This window comes from Sediminibacterium sp. FW305-C-61 (assembly GCF_058231065.1).
This window is the reverse complement of record NZ_JBIQXR010000001.1, coordinates 974,343-999,596: the sequence shown is the minus strand read 5'-3', so window position 1 is coordinate 999,596 and position 25,254 is coordinate 974,343. Positions and strand designations below refer to the sequence as shown.

The following is a 25,254-nucleotide window of genomic DNA, read 5'->3' as shown; positions in this document are numbered from 1 at the left end:
ATAATGAGGAGATGATGGATAGAAAAATTGTGTACCTGGTAAACCCGATCTCGGGTACTTCAAAAAAAGAAGGCATAAAAAAATTAATAGAAAAGGAAACCTCCGCTAAAGGCATTCCTTTTGAAATAATGCATACCAATGCTGGTGGTCATTACCAGTTACTTCATGAAAAAATTCGTGCTGAGCATTTTACTGATGTGGTAATTATTGGTGGCGATGGTACCGTAAACCAGGTAACGCAAGCCTTGCATGACTTGCCCGTGCAATTTGGCGTTATACCTGTTGGTTCCGGAAACGGCTTAGCACTTGCAGCCCGGATACCCACCAAACCGGAACTTGCACTTGCTTTAATTTTCGAAGGTAAATCGAAAATGATCGATGCATTTCTGGTAAACGATCATTACTCATGTATGCTGAGTGGTATTGGCTTCGACGCACAGGTAGCACATGATTTTGCCAGTAAAGCATCGAGGGGATTACTCACTTATACGCAACAAAGCATCATTAATTATTTCCGTGCCACACCTTATCAGTTTGAAATAAAGCTGGAGAATTTTTCCTTTTTTTCCGACGCATTTTTCATCAGCATTGCCAACAGTAATCAGTTTGGTAATAATTTTAAAATTGCTCCACAAGCCAGTCTGAACGATGGTTTATTGGATATCGTTATTGTGCAAAAAATGAATAAGGCAAAATTGCCATTTGCCATACTTCGTCAAATCAGGGGGAACAACAAATTGCAGCAGTTGGTAGAAGATATGACCAAGAAGAATATCCTTTATTTCCAAACACCACAAATAACCATCCGTAACCTGAAGCTTGCACCATTGCATATTGATGGGGAACCCAGGGAAACTGCGGGTGAATTAAATATTCGTATATTAAAAGACCATTTTTCTTTAATACAGCCAGAATAGTTATTTCATAAGCGTTTGAAGTCTTTTGAACTCCCTGAGGTTGGCTTCTGCTGCCAATGCCAGGGTTATATCTCTTTTCTCCGCAGCGGTGATATGAAAACTTAAACTCGCGGGTGCTTCTTTTCTCGAAGGCACATACTGAAAACAGATACGATAAAACCCCGGACCATAGGCTTCATAACTATATTCGAGTTGATCGTGCTGGTAATAATCTTGTAGTTTAAACCAGTTGTTTTGCAGTAACAGAAATGGTTTGGTAAAAGTGCCAAACAAACTACTTCCTTCAAGCGGTCTGTCCCAGTCGGTCAAACCTCTATCGCGCAACTGAAGCAAAACCACTTTGCTGGTATTTTCTTTTAACCAGTCACGGAATACTTCAATAAAACGAAGAGAAGATTCTTGTCCGAAATTATCCCTAAGTCCGGCATCCATTACATCAATAACAGGGTTGGTAGGCAACCAAACATTGGGAAGTACATAAGGGAAGGTTGCATTCATTCTTAAGGCTGATAGAATGCCAATATTATTGCTGTTCTGTGAACCGAAAAAAGTATTGAAATCAATGGCATCAGCATCAAAAGGACGTACATTCGCCGAATTGGTTACAGGCCGCATCATAAACCTGGAAGGGTGTGAGGCAAGGATCATTTTTCTGCCATCGCGGGTAATCACTGAGTTAAAAAACATCAGTGGAATCTCAGCGTTTTGTTCCGCCAGCTTATAATCTCCAATAGTTTTATTTAAGTACCCGTGGGTATTTTCATCCAGCTTCTGTTCAAATGCATACCCTCTGTCTTTGGTGTACCGATACCCGAATTTTTCAAAAGGCTTAGCAGGACCGATCAAATCACGAGTAACAAAAGAAGAAAACAAAGGACTTAATAAATCATTGGAAATATCATCAAGGTATTGTTTGTCTTGCAGGTTAATCTTCTCACCATTCTGCTTGCGATAATACAATTCCCTGAAATAAGTTGCGCCTAACATCCCGCCAGATGCTCCACTAATCAGAAAGGTTTGTTTCATTAGTTTACCTTGAAACATACTATCAAGATGCTGCAATGCATTCATGGTGAATGTAGCACTGCGTATACCACCTCCACTGGTATTAATCAGGTACATAACCGGTTTGGCTGTACCTTGTTTTGCTTTCCATTTTTCCAACATCTCAATATACTTCGCCTTGTCGCTGGCCATATCCTTTTCATTGGCCAACGCCATTATCGATTCCCTTGAGTATACGGGCCTTTCAATATCTGTACTATAATTTAAACCGTATGCTTTATTGCGCAGGTCGATGATATCTTGTTGGTATAAAAAATTTATCAGCAGGTAAACAACTACAACAACAGGTATGCTCCAACTGTGTAAAAAAGTAGATATCGCTCCCGCGCCTGCAATTAGAATGGCAAAAAAGACGGTGATACTAGCCGCAGCAGGTAATTGAAATAAACGTGCATCAGAAATATATCCGGTGCCAATTAAAAAGAAAAAAGCAATAGCAATGGCAATAACAGCAGCAAAATGATGTCGTTTAAAAACGGTATCCAGAAATGCAAGGCTATAATGGCGAACATCCCGTGGTTTACGCAACCCAAGTTTTGCACTCAAAAACCAATCTACGCGCATATCTAATCGCTCTTTAGGAAGCGGGTTATTTTTGGCAGCAATGGCATATTGCATATTGGCAGAGTCAATTACGGTGGCCATGCTGCGATAAATGGTTTTATCGGCCCCAAAAAAATACGCGAAGGCAATCAGGATAGATAAAGTTATTCCTATCAGAAACCCCATTACCATCCATAAAATATCCGATGCGGGAAATAATTCCTGGTAGCGTGCATAGTGAACTGCTTTAAAAAAATAAAATACAAGAAAAATCAGCGGTAATACGGCATTATTAATACAGTATTTCAAAAAGGGTTGTGCAGTAGTGGCGAGAAAACGAAAGTACTTACCGAAAAGAATAAATGTGGTGATATTCCAACTCATGATAAATATACCCAGTGCAAAACCTACTATTGCGGTACTAAGTATATTTATTTCTCCAAAATATTCAGGCGCAAGGAATAAGGAGTCGGCTCCAAAAGTTCGCATGAAACCACCTGCTACAGTTGAAAACAAAATATACCAGAACACCAGAAACACCTGGTATCTTCTAAAATGTAGCAAGCATAACTGAATAGGCAGTGAAAACCAAAAACCCGATAAATACTCTTTCAGTTTGTTCATTTGATTCAGCATTTTAATTGATGGCTTTGCCTTTTCAATTAAGGTGATGCCGGGTTTAGTTGTTTGCGGGAGATTTCCTTAACACAAACAGCGTGGCAACGAGCGACAACAACAAACACATACCGGTTAACTGATGTATTTGTGCCATCCATTCAAATGTACCCCATTTACCCGGTACTATGCCTGTACTGGTTAAGATAGTTAAAATTCCCAGCAACACCTGTAAACAAGTTAAGTATAGTGGAATTCTTTTGATGTTTTCAAAAACAATACCAGCTTTTTGTTTAGCCAGTTGAATAGTCCATATAACTATGACAATTAAAATCAGGTAAGCCAACCCACGGTGAATAAAATGTATCAGGATTTTATTATCAATAAAATTCAAGAGAAAGGGCTGGTGTTTGAATAAGGAGTCTGGCACCCAATCTCCATTAATAGTTGGCCAATCGGTAGCTACTGTTGCAGCTTTATGTCCAGCCATCAATGCCCCATAACACAATTGGATTGTGAGTAAACCAATCAACCATATATTAATTTTCCTGAGTGGTGCATGAACCACCCATTGATTTTTAGGTACCAATAATTTTAAGGCAAACCAGAATGTATAACAGAGTAACCCCAATGCAAAAATAAAATGTAATGCCAGTCTGGTAGGTTTCACATAAACAGCATCACCTGTTAATCCACTAGCTACCATGATCCAACCTACGGCCCCTTGTAATGCACCAAGGATGAATAAAATAATCAATGGACGAATCATTTCCTTCTTAAAATGTTTACGGATGATGAACCAGATGAATCCGCCGGCAAATACCAAACCAATTAACCTAGCCCATAAACGATGGAACCATTCCCAGAAAAAAATGAATTTGAAATCTGACAGGGTAAATTCAAAGTTGAGTAATTGAAATTGGGGCGTTGCCCGATACTTATCGAATTCCTTTAACCAGGCTTGCTCATTTAGTGGGGGTAAAGTACCTGTAATCACATCCCATTCTGTGATAGACAACCCACTGCCTGTTAAACGGGTGATTCCTCCCAGTGCAACCTGTATAATCGTCATTAATACGCCTAATAATAACCATCTTGCTACCAACTTTGAGGATCTGTCATTCACCTGTACCATATATGTGTTCTTGGTTGTGGCAAAGTTATTAGGTTATTAAAAGCATTAATGATTTTGTTTGACTGATTTTCTCATTTCTCTGCGAAACCTCTGCGTTCTTTGTTGCTCTGCGGTGATTATTCGAGTAAATTCACCGCAGAGAACATGAGGCAACAGAGGTTCGCAGAGGATTTTCAGAAAAATAGTCTTATATCATCAAGTTTCTGGAATTTTAGACCATGTTATTACCATTTTACCAGGAAAAATTGATCGAAGCCGGTTGTGATGAAGCCGGACGCGGATGTTATGCTGGGCCAGTTTTTGCAGCGGCGGTAATACTTCCCAGAGATTTTCACCACCCATTGTTGAACGACAGTAAACAGGTAAATGCCAGGCAAAGAGATTTACTTAGAACGGTGATTGAAAAAGAAGCCATCAGCTGGGCAGTTGCTTCGGTGAGCAGTGATGAAATTGACCATATCAATATCCTGAAAGCATCTTATAAAGCCATGCACCTGGCGATTGACCAGCTCTCCAAATCACCCGAACTTTTGCTGATTGATGGCAACAGGTTTATCCCTTATAAAAAAACACCTCATCAATGTATTATCAAAGGTGATGGCAAATACAGTCATATTGCTGCTGCAAGTATACTCGCCAAAACATATCGTGATGAATATATGCTAAAGCTTCACGAAATACACCCCGAATATGGATGGGATCAAAACAAAGGCTATGGTACCGCCACTCACCGAAAAGCCATTGAGCAGTTTGGCCTTTGTGTGCATCATAGAAAGAGTTTTAATATCCTGCCGAAACAGTTGAGGATGGAGCTGTGAGTTCTGAGTCATTGCTGTCCGGGGAAAATTGGCTTCAAGCTGCATGCCGCAAGCTGCAAGCCTTAATGGGTGCTTATTATAGACCTTTTGCTTTTAGTGGAATTAGAGGGGGGGAATATAAAGTCAGTTGCTTAAAGAAATATTTGATTGCCGTAAATGCACTATCTGCTATTAATAGAACACGGATCTTCATGATCTTCAAGATCTATCATGATAAATCCTGAAGATCATGAAGATCTGTGTTCCATCATACTCGACACCTACAGCTCTCGGTCAAATTTCCCCGGACAGCAATGGATTGAATAGGTTGTTTGAAGATTTTATAATATCTGTACATCCCTGTTAAACGGCCACTGCTAGAAACTAGCATCTAGAGGCTAGAAGCTCAATCACTCATTCCAAACACCTGCGCCTTCGCGAATAACTTCATACACATCTTTGGTACAATCAATAACCGTAGATGGCACCATTCCTCCATTGCCCCCATCAACAACAATATCAACCAACTTTTCAAATTTCTCATAAATGATTGCCGGGTCAGTGTATTCTTCAACCATTTCACCGGGCAGGGAAGCAGATAGAATCGGATGCCTGAGTTCATGTACAATTTGCCGTGCGATATTATTATCGGGTACACGAAGGCCGATGGTACTTTTCTTGCTTTGCAATATTTTAGGTACTTCTTTACTGGCTGGTAGAATAAACGTGTAGGGACCAGGCAGGTAGCTCTTCAATAAACGATAAAGTGGTGTAGAAATGCTTTTTGTGTACTGGCTTAAATCACTGAGGTCGTAACACACAAAACTAAGCTGGGCCTTGTTTGGGTCAACCTGTTTTATCCTGGCAATACGCTCAACTGCTTTGTGTTGAAATATATCGCATCCTAAACCATAAATCGTGTCAGTTGGATAGATGATGACCCCCCCGGAAAGCAGGCATTCCGCAATCATTCTAAGATGTCTGGGATTGGGGTTATCGGGGTGTACTTCGAGGAGCATTTATAAATATAATGCCAAAACGGCAAATAAGAAAATGCATAAATCATTCATTTTAAGCGCTGTTGCTCATTTTATAATTACCAAAATAATGCCCAAATGAGCTTTTTTTAGGGCTAAAAGGTCCATGATATGCGTAAAGGATACACTATGTATAAGCCTGCCATTCCTCCGATTATGCTTTTATTAACAATCAGTTCATCTTACTTTTGCAAAAACTTCAACCATGCAGTTACAGGGTGTAGATATTGTGGATCAAATCAGTGCTTCCGATTTCAGGACTAATTATTATCTACCCAAGAAACCCCTGGTAATTCGCAATTTGTCTAAGAGTTGGCCCGCTTATGAAAAATGGAACTGGGATTATTTCAAAACCCTGGTAGGTGATAAAAAAGTGGGCTTATACAATAATATCAAAAGCGATGCCTATACGCCAATCAATACTGCCGATGATTATAAAACCTTTGGGGAATATATTGACATGATCAGAACCGGGCCAGCGGCATGGCGCATTTTTCTGTTTAATATTTTTGAACATGCCCCCCAGTTAACAAACGATTTTAATTGGCCGGATGAATTAATGTCTGGTTTTGTAAAAAGATATCCCATGCTTTTTGTTGGGGGTGCCACCAGCATCACCCACATGCATTTCGATATTGATATGAGTCATATTCTGCACACCCAGTTCTGCGGCAGAAAAAAAGTATTATTATTTCCATTTGAAGAGCAACATAAACTATACAGAAAACCTTTTGAAGTGTTGAGCCTGGCTGATTTCAGTCATTACCACCACCTAAACGGCAGCCCCGATTATAACCAGTTTCCTGCTCTCAAATTGGCCAATGGTTACGATATCACGCTTGAGCATGGCGACACTTTATATATGCCTGCCGGTTACTGGCATCACATGGAATATCTGGATAGTGGATTTGCCATGAGTTTAAGGGCCATGCAATCATCACTTGGCGGAAAATTAAATGGAGTTTGGAACCTTTTTGGCATGCGTAATATTGATACATTGATGAAGAAAACAATGCCTCATCCCTGGTATAACTGGAAAAGAAAAAAGATCTATGCTTTGGCCGAAAAAGAGATAGAAAAAGCAGTTTTATAAACTTGCAAAAACAAATAGAAAAAGGCGGCCTTGTGCCGCCTTTTTCACTTGTAACCCCTAATGAAAACTGAATACGAGAAAAATTACATGCATTTCTGCTGCTTTTTCTCTACCCGGAGTAAATGTAGGATAGTCATTAAAAAAATCCAACGTTGAAAACACCCAAATTATTAGGGTGTTTTCACTGATTTTTTTCGGTGAAATCATCGCAGAGAAATTCTAAATAAAACGGAGATTTGCAATTAAAATTTCTGTAATTTACTTATTCAAATGCCCGTTCCGGAATTCTCACGGTTGGGTACTTATTGTTGCTAATTTGTTTTTGATATGACTCAGATTGCCCTGGTAGATGACCATGTATTGTTAAGAAACGGGCTTGCCTCACTGGTTAACTCTTTTAGTGGATATAAAGTGCTGTTTGAAGCAAACAGCGGTAAACACATGATAGAATTATTGGACCCCAATAATTTACCAGATGTGGTATTACTCGATATTACCATGCCCGATATGAATGGCTACGAAACCGCTTTATGGCTCACCACTCATTATCCGCAGGTGAAAATATTGGCTTTAACCATGTTGAATGATGAAAGATCCATCATCCGAATGTTTAAAAATGGTGCCAAAGGTTATCTCCTGAAAGACAGCAAGCCCCAGGAACTGAAAGCTGCCCTGGATGGCATTGTAACCAAAGGGGTTTACCTTAATAAACTGATGTGCGATAATATCATGCACACCATGAAAACCTCTCCGGAAGAAGATGCTGATATCCAGAAGTTCACAGAACTATCCGAGCAGGAAAAAGAATTTCTTGGATGGGCATGTACCGATAAATCATACAGAGAAATAGCAGAACTCATGGGCACAAGCCTGCGTAATGTAGACGAAACTAGGGATACCCTTTTTCAGAAACTACAAACCCCAACCCGCGTTGGACTAGCACTCTTTGCCATAAAACATGATATAGCGCGGTTGTAATTAAACTGTCTCAGTTCGATCGATTTGTTTTATAAAAAAGTCCCGACCAGCAAGTTGGGACTTTTTAACAGAAGAATATTCAATATCCAACTTCGAAGTTCGACATTGAATATTGGATATTCTTCTGTTCTACACGATTTCCCACACTTCTTTACCACGTAACAACTTGTCCAGGTCGCCTTTCCCTTTGGTGGCGATGATCTCTTCAAGCTGCATGGCCATTACATCTTCATAACAGGCTCTTTCTGTTTCATAGAAAACACCAAAAGGTCTTGGGAAATGCGTTCCCTGTTGGTTGGGGTTATCGAACATGCGGATCAGGGCCTGTGCTTTATAAAAATCATTTTCATCATGGATCCATAAATCGTCGGCACTAACAGAACCGTCTGTCAGGTCGACCACTACGGGTTTCATTCCATCAATTTTAATACCTTTTTGTTGGCTGGTACCATAGATTAATGGTTTGCCATGCTCCAGGAATAATGCCTGCTCTGGCTTGGTGCCCTTTTCTGTGAATATTTCAAAAGCACCGTCATTGAAAATATTACAGTTCTGGTATATCTCCAGCATAGAAGCACCTTTGTGCTGGTGCGATCTGGTAAGCATTGCCTGTAAATGTTTCGGGTCACGATCCATACTTCGGGCAATAAAACTTGCGTCGGCACCCATGGCTAAAGCAAGGGGATTAAATGGATGGTCGATACTACCATAAGGCGTACTCTTGGTAATTTTTTGTTCTTCTGAAGTAGGCGAATACTGCCCTTTTGTTAAGCCATAAATCTGGTTATTAAAGAGCAGGATATTTACATCAAAATTTCTTCTCAACAGGTGAATGGTATGGTTACCGCCAATACTTAAGCTATCACCATCCCCCGTAACGATCCACACGCTTAACTCTGGACGGGAAGCTTTCAACCCACTCGCAATGGCAGTAGCCCTTCCATGAATGGAGTGCATACCAAAAGTATTCATATAATAGGGAAAGCGACTGCTACAACCGATTCCACTGATGATCACAATATTTTCTTTCGGCACACCAATACCCGGCATGATCTTCTGCACCTGTGCCAGAATAGAATAATCCCCACACCCCGGACACCAACGCACTTCCTGGTCTGTGGCGAAATCTTTTGCGGTTAATACCGGCGTTGTTGTAGTTGTTGCTGACATACTTATCAATAATTAATAATGACCTGAGCGGCTCTCAGGTAACAAAGTTCCGAAAAAAGCTTTACTATTCCCCTGCTCCCGATAATTCCTCCCAATATTCTGCTGCCCTGCGTGTATGTGGAATTACGATTGTGCCACCTACGATATTGGCTACAGCAAATATCTCATACATTTCGTCTGTGTTTACACCTAATTCATGGCATTTACCCAGGTGGTATTTAATACAGTCATCGCAACGGAGTACCATACTTGCTACCAGTCCGAGCATTTCTTTGGTTTTTTTGTCGATAGCCCCCTCTTCATAGGTATTGGTATCGAGGTTCCAGAGGCGTTTCATTACCAGGTTATTCTTACTCAATATAACCTCATTCATTTTTTCCCTGTAGGTATTAAATTCTTCCACCAGTTTGCCCATAATTTGCCTTTTTAGCCTGTAAAAGTACAAAAGCCTGTGACTGCGCATGTCATTTATTTGTATTTTAAAAGCTTAAACCAATAACATGAAGCAGTTATTACTTTGGATCAGCCTTCTTTTCTCTGGCCTGCTGATGGCCCAAAATGGTACAGCATTAATTAAAGTTACCGATATGCTCAAAATGAGCCAGGTCGGAAATGTGAGTATATGTCCAGACGGCAGCAAAACCATTTATACCGTAACAAGTATCGAGCCCGATGGTGATACAAAATGGGAATACAGGTATGCGAATAAATTATACCTCATCAATAATAACGACCCCTCCAATGCAAAACAGATTGGAGGTCCGGGTTCACCTATAGCACAAGCTGCCTGGAAGCCAGACGGCAAACAACTCGCTTTTACCCGACCAGTTAATGGCAAGTCGCAGATATTTTTATTGAATATTGAAAATGGTGAAACAACCCAGCTAACCAATTTTAAATATTCCGTAAGTGGTCCACGCTGGAGCCCCGATGGTAAAAGAATCGTTTTCTCCGTAAGCCTCAGACTAGAACAATTATTAACCGATGAAACATTAAATCCGGGCAAGAAAGTACCAGGATGGTCACTCGAGAAACCAGGATTTGCCGCTAATGAACACCTGTTAAACAATGCCAAACCCGATCCTGACGGAAATACAGAAGAAATAAGGGCATACCTAAACCTGAATGCTACTGCACAGAAAGCCAAAGTGATTAATAAACTGAACTTTCAACAGGAATCCACCACATCCGGCGAACTAAGCTTTACCCATTTTTTCATCATGGATGCAGATAGCACAAGTGTTCCCAAAGCGATCACTTCAGGATTCAATCGTTTTGGCAGCATCGATTTCACTCCTGACGGAAATCAACTGATTATCACCGGCAATGCCAATCTTACCATGCACCCAGACAGGGTACTTGAAAATGAAATTTATCTGGCAAATACCGATGGTTCAAACTTGAGAAAAATATTGGGTGAAAAAGGAAAGAGTTATAATAGTCCCACCATTTCACCTACTGGCAAATGGCTGGCATTTCAGGTTGGCACCACTTCTTTCGTAAGTGTTCCAAGTCTTGCAGTAATGCCGTTGAATGGTAAAGCATCAGATGCCGTAAGCATTCCTTTCGACAGAAATAAAAGTGGGCTTACCTGGAGTAAAGATGAATCATCTATTTATTTCACTGCGCAAAGCAATGGCGGTGCCCCGCTCTACAGGGCTGATATCAACAGTAAACAGGTTAAGCAATTATCTGGTTATGATGCAGGCATAGGAAGTTTTGATATCGTAAACGATCTGGTTATATATAGTAAAACGATGGTAACAAATCCATCAGAGTTGTATAGCAACAGCCCCGATATGCAACAGGAAAAAAGGCTCACTTCATTTAATCATAACTGGCTTCAGGAAAAAAAATTGAGTCTCCCGGAAAAAGCTTCTTTTGTAAATGAAAAGGGGTTGAAAGTAGAATACTGGGTAATGAAACCAACCAATTATGAGGCAGGAAAAAAATATCCTACCATCTTGAATATACACGGTGGACCTTCCGCTATGTGGGGTCCGGGTGAATATTCTATGTGGCACGAATTTCAATATTATGCATCGAAAGGATATGCTGTAGTATATGGTAATCCAAGGGGCTCCGGAGGTTATGGGGTGGATTTTTTAAGGGCGAATGTTAATGACTGGGGAGCAGGTCCTACTTCTGATGTACTTACTTATCTAACAAAAGCTGGCGCTGGTGGATTTATTGATACTTCAAAACTGGCTGTAACAGGAGGTTCCTATGCTGGCTACCTTGTAGCATGGATCATTGCACACGATCAGCGTTTTAAAGCTGCCTGTGCACAACGAGGCGTGTATGAATTGGGTACTTTTTTTGGAGAGGGTAATGCGTGGAGACTGGTGCCAAACTATTTCGGTGGTTATCCTTGGGAAGCAAAAGCTAAACCAATTCTTGAAAGGGAATCACCCATTAACTATGTAGATAAAATCAAAACGCCCTTCATCATTTTCCATGGAGAGAATGATTTACGTACGGGGGTTATACAAAGTGAAATGTTGTACAAGAGTTTGAAAGTTTTGGGAAGAACCGTTGAATATGTACGTCATCCAGGCGGCACACATGAACTCACGAGAAGCGGAAATAACAGACAAAGAATTGATCAGATGCTAAGAACACTTGAATTCTTTGATCGGTTTATTAAACATTAATTCTTTTGATCGTGGGGAATATTTAAGCCACAGATTCACAGATTAATTATTCATAATCCATTGCTGTCCCGGGAAAATTGGCTTCAAGCTGCAAGCCGCAAGCTACAAGTCTTGATGGGTGCTTATTATTGACTTTCTGCTTTTAATGGAATTAAAGGGGGGGGGGGGGAGAAAATTTAAAGTCAGTTGCTTAAAGAAATATTCGGTTGCCGTAAATGCATTATCTGCTATTAATAGAACACAGATTTTCATGATTTTGAAGATCTATCATGATAAATCATGAAAATCTGTGTTCTATTATACGCTTGACTTACAACTCGCAGTTAAATTTCACCAGACAGCAATCATTCATAATCTGTGAATCTGTGGCTTATTAATTTCACTTCATCATTTCAAACTCTTCAACCAATCTATCAACCCCAAATGAATTTTGGTAGCCACATCGTTATGAAATTTAGTACTGATAATTTTCTTCTCATCTGCTGCATTACTGAGGAAGGCAATTTCAACTAACACATTTGGAAAATCCGTTGGTGAATTAAGTGCAAAATTGAAGCTGCCTACATTTCCAAATTCGCTCAGCTTCAATTCCAACATACGTTTTAATATAGCAGTGGTAAGGGGCCTGAATCCAATATGTTTATAATAGGTACTGGTACCATTTATTACTTCCTTACTGCTTGAATTCAGGTGCAGACTAATCACCAAATCGGGCTTTTGTTCCTGCAGCCAAAGGATACGGTCTTTATTATCGAAAGTTGTATCGTTGGTACGGGTCATGATGATGTCTTTTACCCCTTTTAATTTGAGTTGCTTTTGTAAGGCTTTTGCAAAACGAAGCGTGTATATTTTTTCAGAAGCTTTTGCTTTAATACCTGTTGCGCCGGAGTTAGTTCCGCCATGTCCTGCATCAATAGCAATACGCAATTTTTTGAGGTCAGCTATTTTAGGTTGCCTGCGTACTTTTACCACCAATGATTTTCCAACATAAGAAATACTGTAACCCCAGTGTTGTTGGTGTTTTAATTCTATGATCAACCGGAAAACATCATCTTCTACCTGCTGGTAGTAAACATTTTTTACCTCTTCCAGGGTTTGTAATTGTGTGATCCAGTTGGTGTTGCTTTGTACGCCGTAAATGTCTACTACAATTTTAGAAGGATTAATTTCCATCCAGCTCTTATAAGGAAGTTTTTCTTCCATGATAACAGCAATATTATCTGTAAAAGTAGTCGTATCACCTTTTGCACTGATTGACCCTGTAAGGTACCAGGGTTTTAGGGAGTTTGCGCTATCAGCTTTTACATATTGCGGTTCAATAAATGCCTGGTGAAATTTCGATAATTGTATGAGATACATGCCCTGGATAGTATCCATTACCCTTAATGCAATATTCGAATCGATATAACCCATTTTAGCACCACCTAACCTGTCTTCCCCCAATCCATAAGCGAGGGCTGGCAGTTTACCGGTTGACCTGCCGATCCAGGGTGTGTAAAAACCAGACTGGGCGCTGGAACTAATTGCTAAGGCTAAAAAGAAACTGAACAGTACCGTTTTCATGCGGTCAATTTACAGTAAATACAAACAAAAAGGCCTCACTGCTTTGAACAGTGAGACCTTTGTTTGAGCAAGCAACCGTAAAACAAAGACCAAATATGTGAAATCTTTGTGAATTCTGGTAATTTTTTTCTGCTTTTTTTCTTACAAGTGATAGCCGTTGTCTGCCACCAGTCTTTCACAGATCCTGCGACGGGCATCTTTTGAATTAAAGGGCTCTACCTTGGTGAAGCGTTTAAGTCCAATATGCATCATACGAAGCTCATCCCCATCAGCAAAGCTATTCAGGGCATCTTTACCCGCTTTATTGATACGATCGGCCGCATCATAGATATAAGTACGCATAATATCAGCCTGTAACTGGGTAGCAGAAGCACCATTTTTTTCGGTTAGTTTCATCACACGCAAGAGTGCGCTTTCTGCATTATAGGTTTCGATGGCCATATCTGCAATATTCATCAACACTTCCTGTTCTTTCTCGAGTTGCATCATCAATTTCTGTACGGCAGCACCGGCTACCATCAGAATTGCTTTCTTGAAATTGGCGATATATTTTAACTCCTTACTGAAAGCAGTTTCTTCTTCTGTACCAAAATCAGGAATACTCATCAGTTCTTTCTGAACAGCCATTGCAGGACCCATCAGGTCAAGCTTGCCTTTCATGGCACGTTTTAATACCATGTCAACAGTTAACAGCCTGTTTATTTCATTGGTGCCTTCATAGATACGGTTGATTCGACTATCACGATAGGCTTTTGAAATCATGTATTCATCGCTAAAGCCATTACCTCCATGAATCTGTACGCCTTCGTCTACCACATAATCAAGCACTTCGCTACCAAATACTTTCAGCATGGCACATTCAATGGCAAATTCTTCGGCAGCGCCAAGTAAGGCTTCTGCAAAGCTTTTACCGCTATCCATCAATTCATGTTCTTTGTTATCGATCCATTTAGATGCACGGTAAAGAGCCGATTCACAAACCCACATACGAATTGCCATCTCAGCCATCTTATGTTTGATGGCGCCAAACTTGGAGATGGAGATTTTAAACTGTTCTCTGGTAATTGCGTATTGTATAGAAGTTGTAGCTGCACGTTTTGATCCACCCAATGCAGCAGCACATAATTTCAGTCGACCGATGTTGAGGATATTAAATGCGATCACATGACCACGACCAATTTCTCCCAACACATTTTCTACCGGCACTTTACAATCCTGGAAATACAGTTGAACGGTAGAAGAACCTTTGATACCCATTTTATGTTCTTCCGGCCCCTGTGTAAATCCTTCAAAACCGCGCTCAACAATGAAGCCCGTAAATTTATCACCGTCAATTTTTGCAAATACCGTATACACGTCAGCAAAACCACCATTGGTAATCCAACATTTTTGTCCATTCAGTATATAATATTTTCCATCATCACTCAGCTTGGCCGTAGTTTTTGCGCCTAATGCATCACTACCACTATTCGGTTCTGTTAAACCATAAGCACCTTTCCATTCACCGCTGGCGAGTTTGGGTATGTATTTTTCTTTTTGTGCCTCGGTACCAAAATATAAGATAGGCAGTGAACCAATACCTGTATGCGCAGCTACTGCAACAGAAAAAGAATGTCCGCCACCCAATCCTTCGTTCACGATGGTAGAGGTAATAAAATCTTTCCCTAAACCGCCATATTGTTCCGGAAAGGAGGTAGACAATAATCCCTGTTCACCCGCTTTCTCAAGTAGAGAAGGCATCAGACCTGTTTCAAGTTTGTCGATACGTTCTACAATCGGTAATACCTCAGCATCCAGGAACTGGGTACACATGTCCATTACCATTTTCTGTTCTTCATCAAAGTCCTCTGGTATAAACGTGTCGAAGGGATTGCTCTCTTTAATGAGCCATTCACCACCTTGTAAGGCTTTCGCTTGTTTTGTTGTTTCCATGGAAGTAGGTATTTAAGATTTTTATACTTTTTGCAGTATTTACTATGGACTATCGACCATGTACCATGGACCATAGTCCATAGCAAATGCTGCGATCAATCAGCTCATCGTACCGTAGTGCACTACGTCAAATTATCATACACCCTTTGAAAAACTGATTTCACCGTTTCAATCTCCTCTTTATTCACTCCTATCAAAGCCTCATTCATGGTTTGGTTAGCAAGGTCAATGGTGAGGTCTTGCAATGATTTTGCGGCTTCTGTAAGACATACCAGGTTTATTCTCCTGTCTTCTTTGGATGCCGTTCTTTTAACCAGTTTCTGTTTCTCGAGGTTATCAATTAAACGCGTAATGCTGGGCTTGTCGCGGAAAGTACGGTTGCAAAGTTCTTGTTGACTCAGACAATCTTCCTTCCACAAATGATACAAAACACTCCATTGCTCAATGGTGATCTCTAATCCTGCATTCCGAAAATTCTTCTGCAATCTTCTGGCAACGGCTGTTGAAGCCATCCCATTGATAACACTATATAATTCTCCGCGCTTAAATTGGTTGTTTGACATATAGTTAGTTATGCAACTATTTTCAAAGTAAATTTGTTTCTTTGATATTGCCAAGAATAAATCCTTAAAATTCTATGCCAGCACCGCTTTTTATTGAAATACATGGTTCAAGGCTTCATTACCAGCAATTTGGGCATGGGAGCCAATGGCTATGCTGTTTTCATGGGTATGGGGAAGAAGGAGGGAAATTTGAGTTTCTGGCAGAAGAACTTTCAGCAACACATACCATAATAGCTTTTGACATGCCATTTCATGGTAAGACTGAATGGAACGGACCTCTTTTACTGGAACCTGCCGATCTGATGGAAATAGTACTTCAAATGGTCCCATCCGGCAAACCAATTCAGTTGATGGGGTATAGTATGGGAGGAAGAATTTGTTTACGTTTACTGGAGCTCTACCCTCAGCATATCAGCAGCATAATTTTAGCTGCACCTGATGGATTACACAATAACCCCTGGCAAAAATTATCTACCCGAACCTGGATCGGGAACCAACTCTTTCGCTTCTCCATGCAATACCCGGGCTTGATGTTTGCTTTGATGGAACTAACGACACAAATTGGACTATTCAATAAAAGTATCAGCAAATTTGCGCATCATTACCTGGATGATGCTGTCGAAAGAGACAGGTTATACAAACGATGGACCAGCATGCGAAGGTTTTCTCCTGCAATAAAAAGATTGAAAAAAGTAATCGCTACCCATCAAGTACCCGTACACCTGTTGTTTGGTAAATATGATCGTATTATCGTGGCGAAACATGGCTATAAACTACAGGCAGGAATTGAATCCCTGGTGCATATACAGGAGTTGGAAGCGGGACATCATTTGCTTCAACATAAATTCAAACCGCATTTCTTAAAAATAATTCAACATTGAGGCTCATCTTCTACTCCGGTATATAAACATAAATAAGTTTCTTTGCTGCATGTATATTGCCGGACTTATCGTAACAACCATTTTAGTATTGGCATATTGTTGGCTCATCCTTCAATACCGAAAATGGTTTAAACAATTAAAAACTTTCCGCGCAAATAATAGCCTGCCACCTAAACATTTTTTTACTGTCATAATACCTGCACGCGATGAGGCTGCGGGAATAGAAGCATGTATCAGAACAATACTGAATGGAAACTATCCTGCCACACTCACCGAACTGATTGTGGTTAACGATTTTTCTACTGATCAGACAGTGGCAATTGTTGAAGCACTTCAAAAAGAATATCCAAATCTCAAACTGATTCACCTCGAAAAATACCTTGATGGGAATCCATTAAACGCCTATAAAAAGAAAGCCATTGAAATAGCCATCAGCGAAAGCAAAGGTGATTGGATTGTAACTACTGATGCTGATTGTGCCGTGTCGCCCGAATGGCTTACCCTATTTGATGCCTATATACAACAATACCAATCCGTGTTTGTTGCGGCTCCGGTTATGTTTACACATGAGAAAGGGGTGTTATCGTTGTTTCAACTACTCGACTTCATGAGTTTGCAGGGTATTACTGCAGCTGCCGTTTCAGCAGGCTATCACACCATGTGTAATGGCGCCAACCTGGCTTATCAAAAAGCTGCGTTTTATGCAGTGGGACAATTCAAGGGCATCGATTCAATTGCAAGTGGTGATGATATGTTGTTGATGTATAAAATACAACAACAGTATCCCAAACAACTGGGCTATCTTTTTCATCCGCAAGCCATTGTTAGAACCGAGCCCATGCATAGCTGGAAGGGCTTTATCAACCAGCGAATCCGTTGGGCGAGTAAAGCAGACCGCTACGACGATAAAAACGTATTTCGCATACTTGCATTGGTATATGCAGTAAACCTTGCATTGCTGGTTTTACTTCCGGTGAACTTATTTGTGAGCGGAGAAATTGCCCATTGGCTAACCCTGATGTTGCTGAAAACCTTGGTGGAACTGATGTTCATGCGGCCGGTAGCAAAATTCTATAATCAAAAAGAGGTGTTACTGTATTTTCCACTTATGCAGCCATTGCACTTATTATATACGGTGATTGCCGGCTGGCTCGGTAAATTTGGATCTTATCAGTGGAAGGGCAGAAGGGTAAAATAATTACTATGGCTTGGCTTCATTTTTTTCCGGCCACCATGAGTAAACGATTGCTAATACTAAACAAATCAGCAAACCAAGATATTTAATGAAATTCCACATATTAAAATACTTACATAAATGATACCAAATCCGTCAAAACGTTTATCCGATTATTGCAGTTATCGGTCAATACTCCCTTCTAATCGGCCATCTTTATAATTGCTTAATTTTCCACTGTGACTTCTACCCATCATACGTCATCACTTATTAAGCGGTTGCTTCGTAACAAAGGAGCTGCTTTTGGATTGATACTCATAACACTAAGTTTGCTGCTTGTAATATTTGGCTATTTTATTGCCCCTGATGGCTCACCCAATGCCAACCGGATGATTCCGGAAATCGGCAGCAAGAAACCAGGGTTTGAAGTAAACCTTCTCCTGATCAAAAGGGAGCAATCTGTTCAATCAACCAGCTTTTTTTCAAAACTGATTAATGGAACACCAGACCAGTGGCAATATATTCCAGTTGGTGTCAATTATAGGGTCACTGGAGATAGTCTGGTCTACGATCGTATCGTAGACGATAACATCACAGAACGTCAGGCAATACTGCGCATTAGAGCCGCAACAGTTCCCGTTATTACAACCCGTTTTTATCTGGGCACCGATAAGTTTGGGAGAGATATACTCAGCAGGCTCATCATTGGTACAAGGGTAAGTTTTGCTGTAGGTATTATTGCGGTATTGATTTCTTTGAGCATCGGTATTATGCTGGGTGCATTAGCAGGTTATTTCAGGGGCAGAACAGATGATATCATCATGTGGTTCCTGAATGTAATCTGGAGTATCCCCACGCTCCTACTTGTTTTTGCCATCACACTTGTGTTGGGCAAAGGATTCTGGCAGGTGTTTGTAGCTGTCGGATTAACCATGTGGGTGAATGTAGCCCGTTTGGTTCGCGGTCAGGTTTTGGCCATTCGTGAACTGGAATATATTGAAGCCACCAGGGTATTAGGATACTCCCATCTGCGCACAATCGTTAAACATATCTTACCAAATATACTCGGACCAGTTATGGTGATAGCTGCGAGCAATTTCGCATCGGCCATTGTAATTGAAGCAGGACTTAGCTTTCTCGGCGTTGGTGTTCAACCCCCGCAACCAAGTTGGGGCTTGATGATTAAAGAGAACTATAATTTCATCATAACCAATAACCCCATGCTCGCCCTAGCCCCGGGCATCGCCATCATGCTGCTGGTACTTTCTTTCAACCTACTAGGTAATGGGCTGCGGGATGCGTTGGAAGTGAGGGGGGAGGGGTGAATTGTGCTGCGTGAATTGTCAATTGTGAATTGTGAAAAAGAGTTGACAGTATGAAAATGAGACGCTATCGCAAAAATACCCGCTAACTGTTGACCATTCACAATTGACAATTTACGCAGCATAATTCCCATTCACAATTCACAATTGACAATTCACCCCTCAAGCAAAGCTTTCCCTCTCTTCCTTAAGCCTCTGTTCCAAAACAAATACCATTCCCATGCAGAGCCAGAAGAGGCTGCCGATTTTGTCGGTTTCAATCATATCGCTGATGAAGTTTATTACACCGATCATTACCAGTATTACTGCTACCGTCATAGTTACCGCCCTATAGAAATAGCTGTGTAATTGGTGATAGATTTTTTGCAGACGCAACAGCATAAAAAAATATAACAGGCAAAAAATGAGTAGTCCAATGATCCCCTGTTCTAAAGCGGTTAACAGGAAATAATTATGTACCGTAGAGTGTTCGGAATTATTGCTCACCCATGTTTCAAAACGTTTTACGGTATATGGTCGGTAGTGAAGGTAAAACGAAGATGGACCAAAACCGGTGAGTGGTTTATCGGCAAGCATTCTTGCACCGGCTACCCAACGATAAAAGCGTTCTGCATTCGATACATCTTTTAGGGCAACGGTTGCAGAAAGGTGTTGGGAGAAATCGGTATGAAAAATGGTTCTGTCATGATCGGGTGCAAACCTGAAATAACGCTTATCTGTTATCAACCAACTCGTAGAAATTAAAACAGCCGTGATGGTGAATACCAATAAAGCGGCCATTTGTTTTTTGCGAATGATCCAGATACTGAAAACACCTGCTGCTGCCGCAAGTAAGGCACCCCTTGAATAAGCGAGTAGAAGTGCCAACATACCAAGCAGTAAAACATACAATATCCGCTTTTTATAACGGGAAGTTTTTGCAGTGAGGTAGTATGCACAAAACATAACGGCCAGCAGACACACCAGCATAGATGCATAGTTCACATGGTTACGAAAGAATGGAAAAAGGTGACGATTGATACTTTCAAAACGCCAGCCGGTACTGGTATGTCTTAGTAAAGTAACCACCACTACAAATCCCATGGTCCATAACAGGCATGCAGCAAGTTGTTCGATGCGTTTGATACTGTTAATCAATATAACGGGTAAAATAACAAAGGGTACGATATACCATATTTTAGCAAGCAGGAATTTAATGGCAGGTAAAGGTTCAACTGCATAAATGGTGGAGATGATGATCCATCCTAAATGAAGCATGAGTATAAAAAACAGTGGGTGTTTCCAAATAGTAATCGGGAATTGTCTGGGTTTATGCCACCAGTATAAAAGGGTAAGTGCTGTAAGTAGCACCATCAAAACCTCATCGGGAAAATCGAGTCCTAAAGAAGGGGTAATATTTAGTTCTGTTGAAAGGGGCAACAGGGCGATCAGTAACCAGAAAAGTTTATCTGTGTGTAAAACAATTTGTTGCCAGCATAATGGTGCGATTATCCATGCGAAGGGCACCAGCATCCAAGGCCATTGTTGGGTGAGTATGGCCACTATGGTTGCAGTTAAAAAGACCAATCGTTCCATTGTTTGGTATGCCCAAATAGCGGAACGCATGCTTATGCTTGTTTGCGATTTGATAATAATGCAAGAAGGAGTGAAAATAGAAATCCCGCAATGGCTGCCGCTAAAATGATGGCGGGTTTATCCGGACGTTCTGCCTTCGCTGCAGGTACAGCAGGCTCAAGCACATACAGTGCTACCGGTGCGGTGGCTCCGATTAATTGAACAGTTGCTGCTGTTTTGCGGTACTGGGTTAATTGATCCAGCAGTGTTTCCATATGTTTTTGAATAAGTGAAGTTTGTGGAGCAGGAGCTTTCGACAAACTATCAAACAGTTGTTTATACGATGCTTCGGTTTGTGTAATGGAAAGATTGAGTTGTTCTTTGGTAGCGCTGTAATTGGATTGCCAGATATCTTCCAGTTTGTTTTCAATGATTTTTACCAATGCATTTACGATACCGGAAGACAAAACAGGGTCTTTTGTCCAGCAACTGATGTTGAGTTGACCTTCTTCTGTTCTTTGCACCAGCAGATCGTCGCGCAGTTTTAAAACTGCCTTACGCTGTAATAACGCTTCGGTATCGTTGCTAAGTTTGTAATAGTTGGTGAGGTTAAAATTTTTCACCAGTTGTTTCAGTGAGGTATCAAGTAATGCAATTCCCATAATACGGTCGAGGTCGTCGCCGGAACCGAAATAAGAATAGAGTGATTGTATATTTTCATTGAACAGGCGCGATTTATCTGCCAGTTGAGGATTAGCGGAGATAAGTTTTGCAGCGGAGCGGTATTGTTTGGGCATAAGGAAAACGGTAGCTGTTGCTACTGCTGCGGTTAATATTGTAAACAGGAGAATGCTTCTCCATTTGTTTTGCAATATGCTGGCTGTTTCTGCCATATTGAAGGAATTGTTGCTCATGCAGGATGAATGTACAATTTATTGACAGATGTTTTAGCTGTTTTCAGAAAGTACCACTACGTTTCTATCAAGACTTTCTTCCAGAGAGATAAAGGTCTCGGTTCTTTCGATGCCTTTAATTTTTTGGAGTTCGTCGTGCAGCACGTATCGAAGTTCCTGGATGTCTTTACAAACTATTTCAGCGAACATGCTATAGTTGCCTGTGGTATAGTTAAGGCGAACGATCTGTGGAATTTTTTTCAGTTCTTTGGCTACGGTATCATAGAGGGAGCTTTTTTCAAGGTAAACGCCGATAAAAGCGATCACATCGTATCCGAGGGCTTTGAGATCAACGGATAGTTTTTTACCTTTCACTACATTTAGTTCTTCAAGTTTTTTGATACGTACGTGTATGGTACCACCGGATACAAATAGTTTTTTGCCAAGGTCGGCATAGGATATCTCGGCATCTTCCATCATTTCCTGGATGATCTGGTAATCCAGTTTGTCAAGATTTAATTTGGCAGACATTTTCAGGTATATTTTTTGATACAATCAAACAATTAAGCAATATTATTGAATATTTTCTATATTTTCAAAATATTTATTGAATTATTTGTAACGAATAGGCCATTTAGCTTAATATTGTGTCATCAAACAAAGAGAAAGTTCTTATATACTGTGGGGTGATGAAATTTTCGGCAGACATGCCCTCTTGTCTCGGGGGTGAGGATAACAGGACAAACGTAGTGTAGAGCCGTTTGGGTAGCAATACCTGAGCGACCAGGGTCGACCACTGAACTTTGCGCTATAGCTAACTGCCTCGTGGAGGTTCGATCCCTCCCCCTACAGCTTTGAAGAAGCCACCTTTAATTGGGTGGCTTTTTTATTTTTATAACGCACTATAGCTAACTGTCCGCCTCAGGCGGATTCGATCCCTACCCCCCACAAGTTTTTACGTAAACCGCCTTGTAATATCCTCATCAGGCGATTTTGTTTTTTATAAATCAAATCCGGCAAGGCAACAAATAGAGATCATCGGCTTGAACTATGCCTTTATATATAAGTATAGCCCTCGAACTTAACTTTTGGAAAGTTCCGGAACTTTCCAAAAGTTAAGATGCACTAAATCAACATGTTATAACAAATCTTTATAATAACCAATATTATTTAAACATTTTTGCTTAGTTTTGAATATGGAAAAAATCGACCTTCTAAAAGGGGTTCATCCTGGTGCATTTCTAGATAGGGAACTGGATAAACGCGCTATTAAACCGGGCCCGTTTGCACTTTCGTTGGGGGAATACCCACAAACGCTAAATGCAATCATGAAAACAAGGCGCGGAATGAATACACCACTTTCTTTAAAAATCGAAAAAGCTTTGGGACTTCCGGAAGGTTTCTTAATGACCTTACAGATATTTTATGAAATAAGGATGGAAAAGAAGAAAAACAATAGCCGCTTCAAGCCCGACCTTGCTAAGTTTCGTAAAGGACTATTTTGGGATACCGATATAAATTCCATTGATTGGATTACCCAAAAAGAAGCCATTCTCAATAGAATTAAAGAACGTGGTAATCAGGACGAAATTAAAGCGATCGAGGAATTTTATACCAGCCTGAACCTTGACGAAGTATTGACAACAGATAAAGAAATACCTAATGACTATACCAGCTTCTAATAACTTATATTGGAACACAGTCTCAGGCGAACTACAGGATCTTTTCAGAAAATGCATGAAGGATCCCTTGTTTGATTCTTTCCGCTTGGTGGGCGGAACAGCACTCAGCCTTCATTACGGACATCGCATGTCAGTAGACATTGATCTGTTTACAGATACTTTATACGAGTCAATAAATTTTGAAGAAATTACAAAATTCCTAACTGCACATTATACTTATGTTTCACAGATAGGTGAAGGACCTGTTGGAATGGGAAGGGCGTTTCTAGTTGGAAAGAATAGTGAAAATGCCATCAAGGTTGATATCTATTACAATGATGATTTTATTCGAAATCCTATAGAAATGGATGGTGTGAGACTAGCATCACCAGATGAAATTGCGGCCATGAAAATAAATGTGGTGCAGAATATTGGAAGAAAAAAAGATTTCTGGGACTTACATGAATTGATGAATCATTATGACATAAAAAAAATGCTGGATCTACACAAGGAGAAATATCCATATAACCATGATCCACAAGCAATTATCAGCAACTTTACAAATTTTGAAAAAGCAGAAAACGATTTTGATCCACATTGCCTAAGAGGTAAATATTGGGAACTAATAAAACTTGATCTTTTTGACTGCATTGAAAATTTTAGGATGGGACATTAAGAGTTTGTTTAATTTAAAATCACGCATCTCCCTTTCGAACTCCTACGTGTTTTAACCATAAACAACCTTAATCAAATGTGCTTATTCATACCAACAAGTGAGCACAATGGTCTGACTATTCAGCTTATCAATTTGTTGTACAACTCATCCAATTTGGGCTTTGGGTTTATATTTAAATGTACCCTTTCGGATTAAAGTTTAGGAAGTTCAACAACTTTTCAAAAGTTAAGACACAGTAAATCAAGGAATTCGATCACTTCCAAAAATAAATTTGGCCGGTTAAAATCTCTGTTGTTAACTTTGCTTAACAGCGTTAGATTTTTTACGTTGATTAACAAGTGGGAAGCAAAGACCGTATACAGAAAATTAAAGAAGATACCAGGCACAATATTTTAAGTGCCAGTCTCGACATCGTGAAAGAAGAAGGTTGGGCTGCTCTTAGTATGCGGAAAATTGCGGAAAAAATTGATTATACCGCCCCTATTATTTATGAGTATTTCAGTAATAAAGATGCCATTTTAAAGGAGTTAACACGTATAGGTTTTGTAAAACTTGCCGCTAAAATGGAGGAAGCCAGGCAACTAAGCACTTCCCCCGAAGGACAGTTAGAAGCAATGTGGCTCTCCTATTGGAATTTCGCCTTTGAATATAAGGAGCTATACCAGGTAATGTATGGAGTGGAAATGAACTGTTGTGCGGCTGAAAACGGTTGTTCCGATTATGCCAAACCAATGAACATGCTTTGGGATAAAATCGAAGAAATAACCCCTCCGGAAAGAAGATCTGAAGAATACATCGACCGCAAGTATTATACATTCTGGAGTGTGGTGCATGGTTTGATTTCCATCAACCTAACCAACCAAATTACCAGACAGGAACTGAATAAAGAAGTATTACGGGATGCAATCACAGGTATTATTACTTCTATTAAAAACTAAATAAAACACAAGCAAGCTAAACAAGTAAACAAAAACAAATCCAGTATTCAAAGAGGATAGTACAGAAGTACTATTTTTTTAAATCGATTACTT

The 25,254-nt window shown here is 40.2% G+C and carries 22 protein-coding genes; 11 read left to right on the top strand and 11 right to left on the bottom strand.

Going from position 1 to position 25,254, the window contains the following annotated elements; genetic code table 11:
• Nucleotides 1-11: 11 nt before the first annotated feature.
• A complete protein-coding gene (locus ACH30E_RS04265) occupies nt 12-917 on the top strand; it encodes a diacylglycerol/lipid kinase family protein (protein ID WP_294990886.1) in 906 nt (301 codons plus the stop codon).
• On the opposite strand, the gene ACH30E_RS04260 is transcribed toward ACH30E_RS04265, so the two are convergent.
• Both ACH30E_RS04260 and ACH30E_RS04255 read right to left on the bottom strand, forming a co-directional pair.
• Complete coding sequence (locus ACH30E_RS04260) at nt 918-3,149, bottom strand: patatin-like phospholipase family protein (protein ID WP_490823791.1); 2,232 nt, start codon at nt 3,147-3,149, stop codon at nt 918-920.
• Between the two features lie 55 nt (nt 3,150-3,204).
• Entirely contained in the window at nt 3,205-4,275 is a 1,071-nt protein-coding gene (locus ACH30E_RS04255) for a COX15/CtaA family protein (protein ID WP_294990879.1), read from the bottom strand.
• A gap of 218 nt (nt 4,276-4,493) precedes the next feature.
• On the opposite strand from ACH30E_RS04255, the gene rnhB reads away from it, so the two are divergent.
• Nucleotides 4,494-5,093, top strand: coding sequence for a ribonuclease HII (gene rnhB / locus ACH30E_RS04250; RefSeq protein ID WP_490823790.1), 600 nt, complete (start codon nt 4,494-4,496; stop codon nt 5,091-5,093).
• Nucleotides 5,094-5,482: 389 nt separating this feature from the next.
• Here rnhB and ACH30E_RS04245 read toward each other — a convergent pair whose 3' ends face one another.
• The gene (locus tag ACH30E_RS04245; RefSeq protein ID WP_294990873.1) at nt 5,483-6,091 is read right to left on the bottom strand and encodes an L-threonylcarbamoyladenylate synthase; all 609 of its coding nucleotides are present in this window, start codon (nt 6,089-6,091) and stop codon (nt 5,483-5,485) included.
• Between the two features lie 223 nt (nt 6,092-6,314).
• On the opposite strand from ACH30E_RS04245, the gene ACH30E_RS04240 reads away from it, so the two are divergent.
• Both ACH30E_RS04240 and ACH30E_RS04235 read left to right on the top strand, forming a co-directional pair.
• Nucleotides 6,315-7,202 (top strand): cupin-like domain-containing protein, encoded by an 888-nt coding sequence (locus ACH30E_RS04240; RefSeq protein WP_294990870.1) that lies wholly within the window; start codon nt 6,315-6,317, stop codon nt 7,200-7,202.
• A gap of 327 nt (nt 7,203-7,529) precedes the next feature.
• Nucleotides 7,530-8,180: a response regulator transcription factor gene (locus ACH30E_RS04235; RefSeq protein ID WP_294990867.1), complete on the top strand. Its 651-nt coding sequence runs from the start codon at nt 7,530-7,532 to the stop codon at nt 8,178-8,180.
• 129 nt (nt 8,181-8,309) lie between these two features.
• Here the strand turns inward: ACH30E_RS04235 and ACH30E_RS04230 are convergent, their stop codons facing one another.
• Both ACH30E_RS04230 and ACH30E_RS04225 read right to left on the bottom strand, forming a co-directional pair.
• A complete protein-coding gene (locus ACH30E_RS04230; RefSeq protein WP_294990864.1) occupies nt 8,310-9,350 on the bottom strand; it encodes a 2-oxoacid:ferredoxin oxidoreductase subunit beta in 1,041 nt (346 codons plus the stop codon).
• A gap of 64 nt (nt 9,351-9,414) precedes the next feature.
• Complete coding sequence (locus tag ACH30E_RS04225) at nt 9,415-9,765, bottom strand: carboxymuconolactone decarboxylase family protein (protein ID WP_490823787.1); 351 nt, start codon at nt 9,763-9,765, stop codon at nt 9,415-9,417.
• Nucleotides 9,766-9,850: 85 nt separating this feature from the next.
• Between ACH30E_RS04225 and ACH30E_RS04220 the strand changes: the two genes are divergently transcribed.
• The gene (locus ACH30E_RS04220; RefSeq protein ID WP_490823786.1) at nt 9,851-12,004 is read left to right on the top strand and encodes a S9 family peptidase; all 2,154 of its coding nucleotides are present in this window, start codon (nt 9,851-9,853) and stop codon (nt 12,002-12,004) included.
• Nucleotides 12,005-12,391: 387 nt separating this feature from the next.
• On the opposite strand, the gene ACH30E_RS04215 is transcribed toward ACH30E_RS04220, so the two are convergent.
• The 3 genes from ACH30E_RS04215 to ACH30E_RS04205 form a co-directional block, all read right to left on the bottom strand.
• On the bottom strand, nt 12,392-13,567 hold the full coding sequence (locus tag ACH30E_RS04215) for an N-acetylmuramoyl-L-alanine amidase (RefSeq protein WP_490823784.1): 1,176 nt from the start codon (nt 13,565-13,567) through the stop codon (nt 12,392-12,394).
• Between the two features lie 141 nt (nt 13,568-13,708).
• The gene (locus ACH30E_RS04210; RefSeq protein ID WP_294994513.1) at nt 13,709-15,499 is read right to left on the bottom strand and encodes an acyl-CoA dehydrogenase FadE; all 1,791 of its coding nucleotides are present in this window, start codon (nt 15,497-15,499) and stop codon (nt 13,709-13,711) included.
• 122 nt (nt 15,500-15,621) lie between these two features.
• The gene (locus tag ACH30E_RS04205; protein WP_294994516.1) at nt 15,622-16,062 is read right to left on the bottom strand and encodes a MarR family winged helix-turn-helix transcriptional regulator; all 441 of its coding nucleotides are present in this window, start codon (nt 16,060-16,062) and stop codon (nt 15,622-15,624) included.
• A gap of 74 nt (nt 16,063-16,136) precedes the next feature.
• On the opposite strand from ACH30E_RS04205, the gene ACH30E_RS04200 reads away from it, so the two are divergent.
• The 3 genes from ACH30E_RS04200 to ACH30E_RS04190 all read left to right on the top strand — a co-directional run bounded on the left by ACH30E_RS04200 (nt 16,137) and on the right by ACH30E_RS04190 (nt 19,442).
• Nucleotides 16,137-16,943, top strand: coding sequence for an alpha/beta fold hydrolase (locus ACH30E_RS04200; RefSeq protein WP_490823783.1), 807 nt, complete (start codon nt 16,137-16,139; stop codon nt 16,941-16,943).
• 49 nt (nt 16,944-16,992) lie between these two features.
• On the top strand, nt 16,993-18,141 hold the full coding sequence (locus tag ACH30E_RS04195) for a glycosyltransferase (RefSeq protein WP_490823782.1): 1,149 nt from the start codon (nt 16,993-16,995) through the stop codon (nt 18,139-18,141).
• 215 nt (nt 18,142-18,356) lie between these two features.
• Nucleotides 18,357-19,442: an ABC transporter permease gene (locus ACH30E_RS04190; RefSeq protein WP_490823780.1), complete on the top strand. Its 1,086-nt coding sequence runs from the start codon at nt 18,357-18,359 to the stop codon at nt 19,440-19,442.
• Between the two features lie 159 nt (nt 19,443-19,601).
• Here the strand turns inward: ACH30E_RS04190 and ACH30E_RS04185 are convergent, their stop codons facing one another.
• From ACH30E_RS04185 to ACH30E_RS04175, 3 genes are read right to left on the bottom strand one after another with little or no spacing between them, the layout of a single operon-like run.
• Entirely contained in the window at nt 19,602-21,044 is a 1,443-nt protein-coding gene (locus ACH30E_RS04185; protein ID WP_490823779.1) for an O-antigen ligase family protein, read from the bottom strand.
• A gap of 2 nt (nt 21,045-21,046) precedes the next feature.
• The gene (locus ACH30E_RS04180) at nt 21,047-21,907 is read right to left on the bottom strand and encodes a Wzz/FepE/Etk N-terminal domain-containing protein (RefSeq protein ID WP_490847324.1); all 861 of its coding nucleotides are present in this window, start codon (nt 21,905-21,907) and stop codon (nt 21,047-21,049) included.
• 33 nt (nt 21,908-21,940) lie between these two features.
• Nucleotides 21,941-22,417, bottom strand: a complete 477-nt coding sequence (locus ACH30E_RS04175; RefSeq protein ID WP_294994533.1) for an Lrp/AsnC ligand binding domain-containing protein — start codon at nt 22,415-22,417, stop codon at nt 21,941-21,943.
• 665 nt (nt 22,418-23,082) lie between these two features.
• On the opposite strand from ACH30E_RS04175, the gene ACH30E_RS04170 reads away from it, so the two are divergent.
• The 3 genes from ACH30E_RS04170 to ACH30E_RS04160 all read left to right on the top strand — a co-directional run bounded on the left by ACH30E_RS04170 (nt 23,083) and on the right by ACH30E_RS04160 (nt 25,161).
• On the top strand, nt 23,083-23,568 hold the full coding sequence (locus ACH30E_RS04170) for a helix-turn-helix transcriptional regulator (RefSeq protein ID WP_490823776.1): 486 nt from the start codon (nt 23,083-23,085) through the stop codon (nt 23,566-23,568).
• Nucleotides 23,549-24,223 carry a nucleotidyl transferase AbiEii/AbiGii toxin family protein gene (locus tag ACH30E_RS04165; protein WP_490823774.1) on the top strand — a complete coding sequence of 225 codons (675 nt, stop codon included), beginning with the start codon at nt 23,549-23,551 and terminating at the stop codon, nt 24,221-24,223. Before ACH30E_RS04170 ends, ACH30E_RS04165 begins: the two co-directional genes overlap by 20 nt.
• Before the next feature lie 338 nt (nt 24,224-24,561).
• Nucleotides 24,562-25,161: a TetR/AcrR family transcriptional regulator gene (locus tag ACH30E_RS04160; protein ID WP_294994553.1), complete on the top strand. Its 600-nt coding sequence runs from the start codon at nt 24,562-24,564 to the stop codon at nt 25,159-25,161.
• Nucleotides 25,162-25,254: the final 93 nt, after the last annotated feature.